We start from the raw sequence: 15,713 nt of genomic DNA, 5'->3' as shown, positions 1-15,713 counted from the left end.
TCACCTTGTCCCTCGTTCGATACCATCATATTTGATAATCCCATACATCCGGGATAAATTTTCGTGGTTCTTTATACTTGAATCCTTTTTCTTTTAACATTTTATCTAAATTTAAGTTAATCGACTCTTTATAGTTCCTTCTCCACTCGGCTTTATTGACTTTATCACGAATGGATCCTTTCATATTAACAAATAGAAACATGATTTTTTCTTCTTTCTGGTAATACTCAATGATTTCACCTAGCGTTTCAACAGAGATGGTGTCGATGTCATTGACACCAGACATATCGATTAAAACCCATTTTGCTCTCGGTTTATGACGGAGAAATCCCTTAATTTTTTCTTCTAAAACGGAGCTATTGGCGAAGTGTAAGGAAGAATCGATACGAACCAATAACACCTCATCTAATGTATTCCCTTCTGGATATCGATTCACATTTCGGAACGCTTTTTTAGTCTCGACATAACCTAATTCGACAATATTGAGATGGGTGCTCCTCATTAAAATCAACACCAGCGTAAAAATTGACCCCAATAAAATGCCCCACTGAATCCCGACAACTAAAGTAATCGTGAACGTTGTAATCCACGTCCAGCCTTCGAATGGATTGACTTGAAAGAGATGCTTCATTTCTTTTAAATCCACCAATTTATAAACAGATACAACGATGATGGCAGCTAAGACGGCATAAGGTAAATAATAAAAGAAGGACGTAAAGAACAGGATGGTTACTAAGACAAATACGCCAGTGACGACGGAGGTCAATTGGCTAGAACCGCCGGCTTCCTTGTTGATCGCTGTTCGCGAAAAACTACCGCTAACCGGATAAGAGTGGAAACAGGCACCAATAAGATTTGCAAGCCCCAGGGCCTTTAGTTCTTGATTCGGATAGATCTTATACTTTTCCTTTCGTGCCACTGTTTTAGCTATCGCAAGCGACTCCATAAAACTAATTATCGCAATCGTTAGCGCCATCGGCCACAACATCTGAATCGTATTTAGCGTAAGGTGGGGGAGTGCGAAGGATGGAAAGCCATTCGGAACGGCGCCAACAATGTCGACCCCTTTATCGTCCAACTGGAACAAAGAAACAAGGACGATGGATGCCATCACTAAGATAAAAGCACCGGGAATTCCTTTTATTCTTTTTAACCCGAGCAAAATTGCAATACTTCCGATTGCGATGATAACGGTATATAAATTCATTTCTTGAAAATGTTTAAAGAGCTCGGCGAACTGAAGATGAATTTGCAGGTGATTCGAGCCCTCTACACCTAGTAGGTGCTTTAACTGACTCATAGCGATCACTAGCGCCGCTGCGGACGTATATCCATTTAAAACAGAATGAGGAATAAATTTTACAATAAAGCCGACCTTCAACAGCCCAAGTAAGAGCTGAATCACTCCTACCATGATGCTCAGTGCTAATACAAGCGAAATATAATTTGTTGAATTCGGTTCTGCATACATCGACACCCCTGTAAACACCAGCAAGGAAGTCGTTGCGACAGGACCAATCGACAAATGTTTTGAAGAGGAGAACCAAGCATACAGAAAGAGCGGAATCGTTGATGCGTATAATCCCATCACCGGCGGAAGGCCGGCAAGCATCGCATAGGCCATCCCTTGGGGAACAAGCATGATAAAAATCGTAAGTCCAGCAATTACATCGTTTCGGACATTCGCTTGACTAAGGTTCGATAATTGGTTTGGAAAATGAATCATTTTGTTGTTCATCAAAAATCCCTTCCATAAAGAATGAGCTTATTATTCTCTGACTCTATTTATGTTCCTTTAGTTCTGAAAGGAAAAGGAGTCAGAAGACAACTTTAACCTTTTTACACGTATCTATAATAGCATGATTTATGGACAGGACGATAGGGGTGCGTGTCCCGCAGGTGTGAAGTATGTATAACTCGGGGACGGTTCTCCTGCTTTGTGATGAAAATCATAGTAAAATAAAACAAAACTCTATAATTTTCTTATATAAGTGTTAAATAAACGTATCTCGCGATAAATAGAAAAAACATTTCAACCACTACAAGGGGAAAACATATGACAAATATAATTGAAAATAATATGCCAGCAGAAATTCTGCGTCCATTTCTTTGTATCGCATTAGGAGGGAATTCGTTCTTACTTCCCTTCATTGATGACTATTACAAAAAGAATCAGTGGGAGTATTATGAAGCATACCAAAAAAGTTCATTTAAAAATAATCCTCTGTTTTCAATGTATACGACCAAAAGCGAAGAAAAGATTAGGCAAGTGGCTGGAATGTTGGAGTGGAGTGAACAGAAGCAACAATTTGGAGTACTCGATCAATTGATTAAAAAGGGATATAAATTTGTTTATCAATATATTCAACGGCATAAATATATCGATTTTGAACACTTTATGCGAAGTTATGCAAAAAGACAGAAGAAGAATACAGTAAAAGAAATAGGGTTACTTTATCACAATATTGTTCTTTGGTATCTATGTGTTCGAGAGAATAAACCTTTTAATCAAGAGAATGTTGCTTGGAAATCCTTTCAAGAAGTACTGAACACGTCCATAAATGAGGTTGAAATACAAAAAACATTGTTTTCTGAAAAAATTCGCGACCAACATAGAACGGAAATCGATGATTTCTATAAGGAATATCATATTCAGAAAAATCATCTATTTGACTCTTTAGGACTTTTACTAGAAGCCCTTATTAGCAGTGGGTTGAGAAAAATTCACGAGACTCACCCCGACTGTGAGCCAATAGAGGCTGAGAATCGGGTGTTTCAAGAATCCCCAGCAAAGTATATCGGGGCAATCGGTGGGTGGTTGAAAACCCTAAATATTCATGAGATGGATGCTACTGAACAAGTTTCAATAACAAAAGAAGATTTGGATACAATTTTTTTGGAAATATTGTACGCAAAAAAATATAACCATTTAACAAAAGAAGAAGAAGCATTGTTTTTTATCACCTGCTTGTATTTGAAAGCTTTAGGTTCACTCTATCACGAAACAAAACAATTATATTTAGATCAATCCAAACAAGATTATTATTTCGAAATGAAAGCCAAGGAAACGTTCATTCTTGAAAAAGAAACCAAGCTTTTACAAAGGGAGAAAGAGTTTCAGTTGCAGAATGAGCGAAATGAAAAAGAAATAGAAGGGTTAACACAGGAACTTCGTGCAGCTCAAGCTAAAATACGGCAGTTGGAGCAACAACTAAATGAGACGGAGGATTATTCAAAAGAGGTTCATTCCCTTCGTCATTATGTCTTCTACGAAGAACAAAGTGACCAACCGTTTAACAGCACGACATCAATGGAGACGATGCAACATTTTATTCAGACTAAGAAAATCCTAATCTTTGGGGGACACCCGGTTTGGCAGCAAAAATTAAGGCTATCGTTCCCAACCATCGAACTTATTGACGTTACAGAAGTGAATAGGGATATATCGAAGATCCAACGGGCGGATGTGGTTTTCATTAATACGAAAGTATTTTCTCATGCGTTCTATAAGAAGGTAATGAAGGAAGTAAGTAGAAGTGATACACCTATGTATTATTTAAACGGTCATAACAATATGGAAAAAACAATCGTAGAAATCTATGCATGGCTAACGGAGTAGGCACCTTGCACCTGGGTGCAGTTCATCCCTGTCCTGTTAGAAAATAATGGTATATAGGAAGAAACCTTGTTATATTAATTATTGTTGGTAAAAAATTGAAATAACAAGGTTTTCAAGTTAAAGAGGACTTAAACTTGAACTTTATTGGTCAAAAGGTGGCAAAGAATCTTTGTTCAAGTTAAACAATGAGGGAGTGAAGGGATGAGAATATTAATTTTAGGTGGAACGGTCTTTCTCGGTCGTCACTTAGTAGCAGAAGCCCTTAAGAGAGGACACGAATTAACCTTATTTCATCGAGGGAAAAGCAATCCGAATCTATTTCCTGAAGTCGAGCAATTATTCGGAGATCGGGATGGGAATTTAGAGGCATTAAAGGGGCGGGAATGGGATGCAGTCATTGATACATGTGGCTATCTTCCTAGAGTGGTCAAACAAACGACAGAGCTTTTATCAGGGAAGGTAGGAAACTATACGTTTATCTCAAGCATTTCTGTTTATGAAAACTTCGCGAAGGAAAATATGACCGAGGCGGAACCGGTTGGTAAGCTAGATGACCCAACGGTTGAGGAGGTTACAGGGGATACCTATGGGCCGTTAAAGGCCATTTGTGAGAAGGAAGTGGTGAAGGCCTTTGGAGATCAAGCCCTTATTATCCGTCCAGGCTTGATCGTTGGCCCGCATGATCCAACAGACAGGTTTACTTATTGGGTCGAACGAATAGCCAAGGGTGGGGAGGTTTTAATTCCTGATGTTCTTGAGGACGTGACACAATTTATTGATGTGAGAGACTTATCTAGTTGGATCATTCAATTGGTCGAAAAAAAGAGCGCGGGTATCTATAATGTAACCGGACCTCAGGAACCGTTATCCTTTAAGCAATTCTTCGATGAATCGAAAAAAACACTGAATCCCCACGTATCGTATGTTCCTGCAACAAAGTCTTTCTTAATTGGTGAAGAGGTAGCAGAATGGGTCGAGCTTCCTTTATGGATCTCTAGCAAGGAAATGGATGGATTCTTAAAAATTAATATCGATAAAGCGCTAGAGACAGGGTTAACGTTTCGAGGTTTAGAAGAAACATTAAGAGATACGTACCAATGGTCAGTAACAAGGCCAAAGGATTTGGTTCGGCGAGCGGGGTTGAAGGAAGAACGCGAACGAGAGTTAATCTTAAAGTGGAAGGAGCAACAGGGAAGCAAAGTTTGACGTTTTGTTCACAAGGTAGTGATCTTACTATAGAGGGGGTGGAGATGAATGCTAGATACTTTCATGCTGATTTTACATATTGCTGCAGGCTATCTTGCCCTTGGAATCGGACTCGTGGCTATGTTTGCCCCGAAAAGGCGGGGCCGACATACGACCACAGGGAAAATGTATTTTTGGCTCGTCACGATGGTTTGTACATCGGCTGTTGTGATGGCTGTTCTGAATTGGGAGGTTAGTAGTTACTTGTTTTATATAGCGATTTTTAGCTTCCTTTTCGCTTTGGTCGGCTATATTGCTTATAAAAAGAAGTGGAAGAACTGGATGGTCACGCATATTGCCGGTATGGGTGGCTCCTATATTGCCATGGTTACAGGGTTTATGGTGGTTAACCAACAAAATATCGCTCTTTTTAAAAACATCCCATCCCTCGTTTTTTGGTTCCTGCCAACCATTATTGGCACACCGATTATTAAAAAAGTTGGAGATAAATATGATATCCGGAAACGAACAAAGAAGAATCGTAATCTTCAAATCTAGTTCAAGGGGACGGTTCTCCTGCTTCCATCGGAAGCAGGAGAACCGTCCCTTTGCCTTTCCATTAATTACAAAATAAGAATGTGACGATAACCATTGAATTCAGCTTAGACTTTGCTAGTATGAAACATGTATGTATTTCTCTTAACATAGAAGCATAGGTTAATGCCTATTGTACTAATAGAGGTGATTTAGTGGATGAAATTTCATTTACCCAGATTGACAAGTAAGTGTACTAACCATGCTTTAAATAAAAGGATTTCGATGCCTTCTTGGATATTAATTGCTTTAAGTATCCTGATTCCTCTAGGAATAGAATTTATTCTATCTTCCTTTTCACATAATAAACCAGAATCTATTTATTTACTCTACTTAATCCCGATTATTATCTTTGTTTTTCATTATGATTTGAAGGCTGTACTTGTCGGCACTCTTCTTGTTAATGTTGTGCATCTTTTAGGAGGGGTATATTTTATCTCCTTTTTTGGAGGGAATGCGGTTGACCGCTTTTCAAACCATATTGGTTTAGCCATGGTTTCGTTGTTAGTAGCTCTTACCAGTACGAGGTTAATAAAAGAACTGAAAGAAAGTGAAGAACGTTATCGAAGTGTTATTCAAATCTCTCCACAAATCATTTTCATTCATCAAAAACACCAAATTGTCTACGCAAATCCTGCAGCCATCAGCGCGGTTGGGAAGAAGGAAGAGTCGGAGGTTTTAAATAAGTCTATTTTTGATTTCGTCCATCCCCTTGATAAGGAAATATTTGTTAATCGTACGAACGATATTTACAACAACCAAAGAGGGGACGAATTTGTTGAATATCAATCAATCAGGCCAGATGGGGAAATCATCACTCTTGAATTGTTAGGAACGAAGATTAACTATTATGGCAAGCCAGCAATTATGGTCGTGGGAAAAGATATTACTGAACAAAAAAAGACATTGGCTCAGCTTGTTGAAAGAGAAGAGCGCTATCGGTCTTTATTCAGCTATAGCCCTGATGCAATTGTCACTCTAGATTTAGATGGAAGCTTTGTTAGTTTAAATCCACAGGTTTACCCATTGTGCGGGTATTATCCAGAAGAGCTGATTGACAGACCTTTTGCGCCTTTAGTCGATATAAATGACTTGGATAAAGTTCTTATTGAATTTGGGAAGGCGCTAACAGGAGAAACAATTAATTTGGAATTTAAATTAACGCACAAGCAGGGGCATAAAGTTTACGTCCATGCAACGACGATTCCAATTAAGGTAAAAGATCAAATAGTTGGAGCCTATTGCATTGTAAAAGATGTATCGGAACAAAAGAAAATGCAGGATCGAATTACGTACCTTGCTTTTCATGATGATCTAACCGGTTTGCCGAACCGCTATATGTTTAACGAAACTCTTCAAAATACGCTATCACAATGTGAACAGAGTCAACAACCACTATCCGTCTTTTTCCTCGATTTAGATCGATTTAAAAGAATAAATGACAACTTAGGTCATGATATGGGGGACCTGTTGCTCGAACAAGTTGCACAAAGATTGCAGCAAGCGGTCGGAGATGAGGGACTTGTCGCCCGACAAGGCGGGGATGAATTTATCCTCTTATTGAAAGGCAAGGGGAGAGAGGATTCTGAAGCAATTGTAAAAAAGATTTTAGATCAATTCCGAAACCCGTTTAATCTCAGAGGGTTGGAAGTGTACTCCTCAACTAGCATTGGGATTGCCCTTTATCCAAAGGATGGAGAGAGTAGTATTGACTTGATTAAGAATGCTGATACGGCGATGTATCAAGCAAAAACAATCGGACGAAATACGTATTCGTTTTATCATTCTTTATACGGAATTCACAATCTAGATACGTTAACCTTGGAAAACAGTTTAAGAAAAGCGATTAGGGAAGAAGAGTTAATCTTGCATTTCCAACCAAAGGTAGATTTAGAAACAGGTAGAATGATTGGAACAGAAGCATTAACAAGATGGAATCATCCGACGTTTGGCTGGATTCCACCCTCTGAATTTATTCCTATTGCAAGAGAAACTGGTCTCATAGTTCCTCTAGGGACACTAGTACTAGAAAAAGCTTGCCGTCAGAATAAAGAATGGCATGATAAAGGATACAAAGACTTATTGATTGCGATCAATGTTTCTGTCCTTCAATTTAAAACTGGTGATATCGTAAAAACCATCTCGGAAGTGTTAGATAAGACGAAACTAGAACCACACTATCTTATTATTGAAATTACCGAAAGTGTCTTGCAAGATGTAGAGGAATCGAAAGAGATTATCAATCGGCTAGGGGCATTAGGCGTTAGGGTATCCCTCGACGACTTTGGGACCGGTTATTCTTCCTTAAGTGTGTTAAAGCATTTGCCGATTCATTATTTAAAAATCGATAAGTCTTTTATTGCGGATATCAACATGACCGACCAAAACATCGTAAAAGCCATTATTGAAATGGGCATGAATCTAAATTTCAAACTCGTTGCTGAAGGAATTGAAAACAAAGAACAAGCGAAATTCTTAAAGCAGCATGGGTGCCATTATGGACAAGGTTATTACTTTAGTAAACCGATGTTAGCAGAAGATATTGAGAAACAATTTGTTATTCGAGAGGAAGTTAGAAACGTATAAGTTCATTTCAATATTTAGTCGTATGCTCATATCCTTGCTCCGTTCTTGCCTTTTTCAAGCAGAAAAGTTAACGAAATGCTAAATATTCATGAAACGGGATGGAGGGCGTTTGTTGTTAAATCACAGCATTTGCCAAAAGTAACTCCATTATTTGAGCGAATAGATGTGGTGAAATTGAAGAAGAGCTTGAGAGACTAAGTAATCAAGCGGTGTAAGATAAAAGGGTATAAAGACCGAATCCAAAGGGATTCGGTCTTTTTTATATCAGAAAAATTCAAATCATTTGTTGATTAATATATCACTTAGTGATATATTTTATTTAGATATATCATAAAGTGATATAAAGGAGGGTACGAATGAAACAAATTGAACAGCTGACCGATTCTGTATTTTACATTATGGCAGCTTTATCGAACCCACGTCATGGATACGCTGTGATGGCCTTAATTGAGGAAACAACAAAAGGAACGGTAAACATTGGTCCGGCTTCTATGTATACAATTATAAAAAAATTGCTTCAACAAGAGCTTATCTATTTATACGATGATTCTGACTCGCGCAGGAAGACCTATCTTTTAACGCAGAAAGGGCGGGAAGTGTTAAGAGAAGATATTGAACGAAGGAAGGTAATGATCCAATTAGCGGAAAACGGATTGAAGGAGGAGCAAGAATGAAAAAGACAAAATATATGATGTCTGGTGGCTTAGCATTCTCTGAACAAAAGGATATGGAGAAGCTCCATAAAAAATCGCTCAAAGGCTGGCATGTGAAATCGTTTAAATTTATGGGGTATGAATTGGAATATGGGGAAAAAGAAGATGTCATTTACAATATTGATTATCGTGTTTTAGAGGAAGATGAGAAAGAAGAATACATGGAATTCTTCTCCTCAGCAGGATGGACACATGTTTGTTCAGAAGCCAATATGCATTTGTTTAAGGCACCTTCAAATACAACACCAATATATAGTGACAAAGATTCAAAGGTTGAAAAATATCAGCGTCTAGGAAAGCTGATCAATGGAGCGGCAGGAGTGTTATTGGTAGCCTCCATTGCCTTCTTTTTATTAAGTATAATAACGACGGGAACATTTAAGGATATCGCTAGAATTGGTTTTTTTGGTGTGTTAGCTCTGACTGTCCCGGCAATGATGACCGCAGCTGCTGTATATTATCAAAAATTGAGACTCAAAATATAGCAGGTATATATTGAATGATTAAGGGTGAGGTCCTTGTCCCAGTATAAGGAATTCACCCTTTATTTTTCCATTTATAGGTTGTACTATAAAAACAGGTAAACAGTTTTACAGTTTTACACAATGAAAATATTGAAATCATAGGGATTTTAATTTCCTACCTTAGAGGTACGTATATATGTAACTATTATTCTTTTACAGATTAGACTGCCTGGACAGAAAATTATAGGTAGGGAGGAATGTCATGGATAAACAGATGGTGGTTTCAGCTATTGTGCTGTTTATTTTATTGGATCTTTTTATTTTCTATTTATTTGTTAAATATAAGCAAGGGAAGCTAGATCGGAACCCTTTTATTAGCATAGTGGTTAAAGAAACAAAAATAATGTATTATGCTTTTTTCCGTTGGAAGCGGAAGAAAGAGCCTGTTGAGCTTTCCTTTTCTTTGGTTAAGAACTCTAGCTATTTTTGGTTATTCGTGGCGCTTATGCACGAACAAGTGATAGAGATGGTGTTTTTACATATTTATTTAAAAAAGGTAGATCCCTCATACGCCTATATCATAACAGGACTCCATATTTACAGTATTTTCTATATTATGGGTGATTATAATTGGGTGAGAAACACTCCGATACGGGTGAAGGACGATCGGATTGAAATCAAAATCGGCGCGAGAAGAGAGATCTCTTTTAACATAAGTGATATTAAGCAAATACAAAGAGCGAAACTTAAATATAATAATAGTGAAGGTCTTGTTCATGAGAAGGGGGTTTTTCATGCTACCGCCTTTCCAAGGGTACTTACGAGAATCTTTGGGATTTCTGATGAGTTAAAGCACGAAATTATTTTTCATCATCCGATTCATTATAAGGGGTATTTTGGTCTGAAAAAACAGGTCGATAAAGCACTTATCTATATAGAGGATTCACAACATTTCGTAAGCAGTCTAGAAAAGAAGATGACAAGTTATGAAGTAGTAGAATGTTGAGGTTGTTGCGTGAGGGAAGGGGAAGTTCTCTGTGCTTCTATTTTAGAGTGAGATTTATAGAAACGTTCATATGCTTTCATTAGGTGAAGAAGGAAGAATTTGGTATGTAGTATCATAAACCGTCATACGTAAATAATGGGGACTTCCTTCTTAAGAATATGTGCTTTTACGGAGAAGTCAGCACCGCTTTAGTTTACTATCTTAACGGGATTTTAGTTGGGATCGGTTAAAATTTTGGTACCATTGAATGAGGAGTGATGTCATGGGTTTTCTAAACTGGTATGATTGGATTCAGCCTACGAATCCTTTTGCTTCCATATTTTTCGGGCTGATTTTTTCAATTATTATTACACTGGTTGTCTGGTTTGATACAAAAGAAGCGAAAACATGTGGGGTTGTGTTAGTGACGGGAATAGGGGTTTCGATTATTGGTGTTGTAGTCCTAAACACGATTGGCTATTATGGTTAATATTCAAAAGCAAGATTGCCCTGGTGGGATAAAGGAAGATGGTTGAATGAAATGGCAGGCAGTAAAATTTTGGAGTCTCTAAATAAAAAAACTTCCAAGACGGAAGTTTTTTATTTGTCTTTAAATTGGATTTAATTGAATGTTTGGATTGTAAAATCACTATCGTTCCTTAGTCAATGAGGAGTAGCTTACAAACTTAGTTTAGTCGGAACCAATGGTTTTTCTGAGTGAAAATCGGTACTAGGATTTGAACAGCGATCCTGTTAAAAACATCCTATTACTTTAAATTAGGAAAACCTTGCTGGCGTAAAGCTTCATACACCAGTATAGCAGCTGTACTTGACAGGTTCAGTGAACGAACATGTTCATTCATTGGGATTCTCAAAAAGTGATCTTGATTATTTTCTAATAAGTCGGTTGGTAAACCCGTTGTTTCTTTACCAAACATAAAATAATGTTCCTTAGATAGATCACTGAAATCAGAGGCTGAGTGTGTTTTTTCACCAAATGTCTCAATATAGTAGAATTCACCTTTGTTTTTTGCAAAAAAGTCATCCAATGAGTCATAATACATAAGGTTTACAGACTGCCAGAAATCAATCCCTGCTTGTTCAATCATCTTTTCATCTGTCGAAAAGCCAAGTGGGCGAATCAAATGCAAAGCCGTATCCGTTGCGGCACAAGTACGCGCAATATTTATCGTGTTAATAGGAATATCTGGTTGATATAGGACAACATGTATTGCCAAGAATGGTCACCTCGATCTGTATTTTACCCTCCAAATTATAGCATACAGATTGTGGAGATAAGAAACTCTGTTTTTGAGCCATTGCGAGAAAAAGTTTTAGTCAAAAAGGAAGGCACCGATCATGTATGAGTGCCTACCCTTGAAACCTATTCGTATGGTTATCTTCAACCAGGACATAAAATATAGGTTCCAATAATCGACATTAGGGAATAGTTTTTCTTTTGTAGATTAGTAGAAAGAAAGCTAAAGAGGAGGGGGAATTCACTGCATCTATTTTTCGGGAAATCGGTAAATTAATCGGAAATTTGACAAGTTTTGCGCGGGCATATTACCAGTCTCAGGGGCTACTTTTCGCTATAGATAAACAGGTCAAGGACAAGGAACGCGGGTGTCGTTTGTCCATGAAAAAAAAGACCATATATAGTTCCTTGCAGTAAAGCCTATTGACGAAAAAATGAAAAAAATTTACAATAAAAATAACTACTAGGTAAAACCAAGTAGTTATTTTTAAATTTGCTATCTTGTTTTACCAAATACTCAAAAGATAACATTATTTTTTATTATTCACTAACTTGCATAACAAGATAGCGAGGGAAGGGACATGGATCATGTCAATAAGAAGCCAATTATTAAAAGGGATTTTAGACGGGTGTGTATTGGCTGTCATTGAAAAAGAGCCTGTCTATGGCTATGAGCTTTCACAAAAGCTGATGAAGATTGGATTAGCGGATGTAAGTGAAGGAACGATATATCCGATTCTTTTGCGGCTCCAAAAGAATGGACTCATCCGGGGGGAAATGCGACCATCTGAATCAGGACCAAATCGGAAGTACTATTTTTTAACCGAAGCGGGACAGGAGGCGTTAGCGATTATTACCGAAGAGTGGAAGCAAATCTCACAACCAGTAAGCGAATTACTGATGGGGAGGAGAGAAGAATGAACGCCAAGAAATTAATTGAAGAAAACAATCGGAAAAGGGAAAGGTTAACTCCAGAAAACGAGGCCTATTATAGTGATTTGCTCATTTATATTCGACTTCAGTTTTCTCTTTCCGAGCAAAAATCGGAAGAAGTGCTGATGGAATTGCTTGATCATTTACTAGATGGCCAACAGGCTGGGAAAACAGCAAAAGACATCTTTGGTGATGATCCAAGGGGCTTTGCGGATGAGATGATTGAACATCTCCCAAAGGAGAAGAAACGAGAGTTTATCCCATTTATTGGAGGAATCATTGGGAATATTCTCGGCTGGGTATTGATTATTAGAGGTGTTCTTTTCCTTGTTTTATCTCCATTTACAGATGTAGACACAATGGTTCACCCAATTTCAGTGATGGTGATTGCACTTATCATTGCAGCCTTTGTCATTTTTACAATTGTATTTATCTTTAAGATGGTCGAACGCTCATTGTTCAAAGAAAAACGGAAGACACGTAGAGAAACAATGATTGCAGGATTCATCGGTGCAGCAGGAATGGCTGCTGTATTGTTATTAGTCAAGTTTCTACCCGAAAGCGGTCCGTCGTTTGATTTTTCGTGGTGGGCATCGTTCCTCGTTGGTAGTGTAATTTTATTCGCCATGTATGTGAGTAAGAAAGTAAAAGGAGTGTAAGAAAAGGGGAAGGAGGTAAGGAGATGCTTTCATCAAAAAGTGAAGAATTTATTGATAACCTAAGAATGTACTTAAGAGTGTCCGGAAAAAATGAACGGGATATTAACGAATTAATTGAGGAACTTAAAGATCATCTCATGGAAGTGGAGAAAAGCGGGAGGAGCATCGAGGACATTATTGATCTTACACCCGAACAGTATATGGCTTCACTGAAAAAGGAAATGAAGACGGATTATAAACAACTAATTAAGCTTCTTCCCATCTATTTTCTAGGGGTCATTGCTTATTTCCTAATGGGGCCAGCGATAAGGGGGGAGTTTGAATTAAATAGTATCCAAGTAGTGGGTTTCCCAATTATTGCTACGCTGGGCCTTATCATCTACGTTTATTTTTTACAGCAAGCTGGTCGGAAGCAATATTCTAATAAGAAGTTTTTTATTGGGGGTATGATTGCAAGTTCAGTTGTAACCATCACAATCGTTCTCTTATTGGTGGGAAGTTATTTTTTGGTAGATCCGTTTTTTATCGGTAATTGGAAAACAGATATCATTGTCATTGTGATTTGCTGTTGTATCTTAATCACCACCGCAATTTGGAGTAAAACCTGGATTCCAATTTGGCTCCCAACGATCCTTTTTATCCCTGATGTATTTACCCGATTCACGGACTGGGGAGTTGAAAAAGTCCTTATGGTTCAACTGGGATCTTTTCTATTGATGTTCGTAGTCCTCTTTCTGAATCTATGGAGTGTGGAAAAAAGGAAGAAAGCGGGGATATGACAGTGGAAACAAAGGGACGGTTCTTTTGCTTCCTCGGAAGCAAAAGAACCGTCCCCATGTCATACTGAGGCCTTTATTGGTAGTTTTTTTGGTTTTGGGTTGAATTGTGTGACTAGCATGACTCCGCTGATTACGATGATGGTGCCGGTTATTTCCATGAGGCTGATGTTTTCGCCTAACCAGAAGTAGGCTCCGATCATGGTGACGATTGGCATTAGGTTTAAGAATACGGATGCTTGTGAGGCACTTAGTAAATCAACGGCACGGTTATAAAAGATCAAAGCAATTAGGGATGGAAAGATCCCGAGATATAAGAATGATATCAGGTGGTCTGAAAGGACAAAAGTAGGAACACCTACGACAGACCATTCCACCATCATAATCGGCAACAACACGATGACCGATACGCCCGTCATGACAAACAGCGATGCGAACGGTGGAAATAAATGCATATACTTTTTCACATAAATCGAATAGACGACCCAAGTTAATATCGCCCCGATCATAATGCCGTCCCCAATATTCCAAGCCATCGAAGCCATTTCAAGAATTCTTCCGTCCATTACCACCCATAAAGCCCCTAAAAACGACAGTAGAATCCCAACCAGTTGGATTCCTCTTAATCTTTCTTTTAATAGATAGACACTTAATAGGACGGTCAAAACGGGAATCACCGTTTCTAATACGGCTACATTTGTGGCCGTTGTAAACTGCAACGCTCCATAAATAAAGGTATTAAAGAAAGTCACTCCGGTTAAGGTCATGATCAAAAAGGGCCGCCGATGTTCCCAAAAGGTAAAACGAGCTTTCCAAGCGGTTCTCATTCCAATTGGGATTAAAACAACAAACGCAACAAATACCCGAAAAAAGGCAATCGTGAACGGTGGCAACTCATTGATCGCTTTGCCAACTAGTATATTTCCAGCATAACAAAAGACTACAAAGACCATTAATAGATAGGGATACATAGAAAACAACCTCTTTTTCTAACAAATTGAAATATTTTATCTTTATGACTCTATATAGGATGGTACCATTTATCCTAGTTATTTTACAGTTTTCTTATCGAAATCATCATGTTTAGATAAAAACGTGAATAGTCTGCATATAATTATCTTTTTAAAATATTTCGAATTTATGAATTAGATTAATATATTCAGAGTATATTAGACGATTTGGCAGGATCTTTAAGAATTTTCTGGGCTAAACAGGTCTCATCCATCTATTTAGAAGTTTACTGGAAATAATCGGCGTATTTGGAAGTTGAGGCGAGTGGTATTTTCACATACCATTAATTTAACTGATCCTTAGTACATTTGTACCAAATGAAGTGAAAGAGGGGAGGAATGCGCGACTTGAAAGTTTTTAATGTGATTGACAAGTTGATGATGAAGCTAGAAGAGTATATTTTGAGTTTCTCCATCATTCTTATCTCAGTTGTAATTGTTGCCAACATCATTGCACGGGAAGTATTTAATTCGAGTTTCTTTTATTGGAATCTAGAGGTTAGTAAATTTGCGATTGTCATTGCAACCTTTATGGGAATAGGTTATGCAGCTAGAAAAGGGCGACATATCAGTATGTCCGCATTTTATGATTTTGCTCCTCTCAAGGGTAGAAAAGTTTTAGCCATTCTGATCAATGGAACCACTGCGATTATCCTACTCGGTCTTGCCTATCTCTCCTTAGGGTATGTACAGGCAGAATTTGCCAAAGGCACCGTTACCCCAGCCTTACAAATACCGCAATACCTAATGGTTTTATTTATTCCCATCGGCTTTTTCCTAGGAGGAATTCAATTTTTACGGAACATGTGGATTAATATTCGCGTGAAGGACAAAGTTTATCTCGGAATCGATGCAGTGGATTACAACGATAAAGATAATAAGCGGGAAATCGAACATGAACTCCCAATGTAAGCTTGAGATGACAATACGA

At 38.0% G+C, this 15,713-nt stretch carries 15 protein-coding genes; 12 read left to right on the top strand and 3 right to left on the bottom strand.

Annotation, left to right across the window (positions count from 1 at the left end; genetic code table 11):
* Nucleotides 1-25: 25 nt before the first annotated feature.
* Nucleotides 26-1,738 carry a SulP family inorganic anion transporter gene (locus BMX30_RS12905; RefSeq protein WP_244532594.1) on the bottom strand — a complete coding sequence of 571 codons (1,713 nt, stop codon included), beginning with the start codon at nt 1,736-1,738 and terminating at the stop codon, nt 26-28.
* A 318-nt stretch (nt 1,739-2,056) separates the two neighbouring features.
* Between BMX30_RS12905 and BMX30_RS12900 the strand changes: the two genes are divergently transcribed.
* From BMX30_RS12900 to BMX30_RS12865, 8 genes are all read left to right on the top strand, one after another.
* Nucleotides 2,057-3,619: a hypothetical protein gene (locus BMX30_RS12900; RefSeq protein WP_090746152.1), complete on the top strand. Its 1,563-nt coding sequence runs from the start codon at nt 2,057-2,059 to the stop codon at nt 3,617-3,619.
* 201 nt (nt 3,620-3,820) lie between these two features.
* Nucleotides 3,821-4,825, top strand: coding sequence for an NAD-dependent epimerase/dehydratase family protein (locus BMX30_RS12895; protein ID WP_090746149.1), 1,005 nt, complete (start codon nt 3,821-3,823; stop codon nt 4,823-4,825).
* A gap of 48 nt (nt 4,826-4,873) precedes the next feature.
* Nucleotides 4,874-5,362: a DUF2306 domain-containing protein gene (locus BMX30_RS12890; protein ID WP_090746146.1), complete on the top strand. Its 489-nt coding sequence runs from the start codon at nt 4,874-4,876 to the stop codon at nt 5,360-5,362.
* 195 nt (nt 5,363-5,557) lie between these two features.
* Nucleotides 5,558-7,984 (top strand): EAL domain-containing protein, encoded by a 2,427-nt coding sequence (locus BMX30_RS12885; protein WP_090746144.1) that lies wholly within the window; start codon nt 5,558-5,560, stop codon nt 7,982-7,984.
* Between the two features lie 356 nt (nt 7,985-8,340).
* Entirely contained in the window at nt 8,341-8,658 is a 318-nt protein-coding gene (locus BMX30_RS12880) for a PadR family transcriptional regulator (RefSeq protein WP_090746141.1), read from the top strand.
* Nucleotides 8,655-9,182: a DUF2812 domain-containing protein gene (locus BMX30_RS12875; RefSeq protein WP_090746140.1), complete on the top strand. Its 528-nt coding sequence runs from the start codon at nt 8,655-8,657 to the stop codon at nt 9,180-9,182. Before BMX30_RS12880 ends, BMX30_RS12875 begins: the two co-directional genes overlap by 4 nt.
* A gap of 241 nt (nt 9,183-9,423) precedes the next feature.
* Nucleotides 9,424-10,167, top strand: coding sequence for a hypothetical protein (locus BMX30_RS12870; protein ID WP_090746138.1), 744 nt, complete (start codon nt 9,424-9,426; stop codon nt 10,165-10,167).
* Between the two features lie 262 nt (nt 10,168-10,429).
* Nucleotides 10,430-10,636 carry a hypothetical protein gene (locus tag BMX30_RS12865; protein WP_090746135.1) on the top strand — a complete coding sequence of 69 codons (207 nt, stop codon included), beginning with the start codon at nt 10,430-10,432 and terminating at the stop codon, nt 10,634-10,636.
* Between the two features lie 277 nt (nt 10,637-10,913).
* Here the strand turns inward: BMX30_RS12865 and BMX30_RS12860 are convergent, their stop codons facing one another.
* Entirely contained in the window at nt 10,914-11,384 is a 471-nt protein-coding gene (locus tag BMX30_RS12860) for a tRNA (cytidine(34)-2'-O)-methyltransferase (RefSeq protein WP_090746132.1), read from the bottom strand.
* A gap of 608 nt (nt 11,385-11,992) precedes the next feature.
* Here BMX30_RS12860 and BMX30_RS12855 point away from each other — a divergent pair.
* Genes BMX30_RS12855 through BMX30_RS12845 form a run of 3 tightly spaced genes read left to right on the top strand, consistent with a single transcriptional unit; the run spans nt 11,993 to nt 13,775 of the window.
* The gene (locus BMX30_RS12855; protein ID WP_090746129.1) at nt 11,993-12,325 is read left to right on the top strand and encodes a PadR family transcriptional regulator; all 333 of its coding nucleotides are present in this window, start codon (nt 11,993-11,995) and stop codon (nt 12,323-12,325) included.
* On the top strand, nt 12,322-12,996 hold the full coding sequence (locus tag BMX30_RS12850; RefSeq protein WP_090746127.1) for a DUF1129 family protein: 675 nt from the start codon (nt 12,322-12,324) through the stop codon (nt 12,994-12,996). The genes BMX30_RS12855 and BMX30_RS12850 overlap by 4 nt, the downstream gene beginning before the upstream one ends.
* 23 nt (nt 12,997-13,019) lie before the next feature.
* Entirely contained in the window at nt 13,020-13,775 is a 756-nt protein-coding gene (locus BMX30_RS12845) for an HAAS domain-containing protein (RefSeq protein ID WP_090746124.1), read from the top strand.
* A 59-nt stretch (nt 13,776-13,834) separates the two neighbouring features.
* On the opposite strand, the gene BMX30_RS12840 is transcribed toward BMX30_RS12845, so the two are convergent.
* Complete coding sequence (locus tag BMX30_RS12840) at nt 13,835-14,743, bottom strand: DMT family transporter (RefSeq protein WP_090746121.1); 909 nt, start codon at nt 14,741-14,743, stop codon at nt 13,835-13,837.
* A 378-nt stretch (nt 14,744-15,121) separates the two neighbouring features.
* On the opposite strand from BMX30_RS12840, the gene BMX30_RS12835 reads away from it, so the two are divergent.
* Nucleotides 15,122-15,694, top strand: a complete 573-nt coding sequence (locus tag BMX30_RS12835) for a TRAP transporter small permease (RefSeq protein WP_170843879.1) — start codon at nt 15,122-15,124, stop codon at nt 15,692-15,694.
* Nucleotides 15,695-15,713: the final 19 nt, after the last annotated feature.

It is taken from the genome of Mesobacillus persicus (genome assembly GCF_900109925.1).
GTDB lineage: Bacteria > Bacillota > Bacilli > Bacillales > Cytobacillaceae > Mesobacillus_B > Mesobacillus_B persicus.
This window is presented reverse-complemented; position numbering and strand designations above follow the sequence as displayed.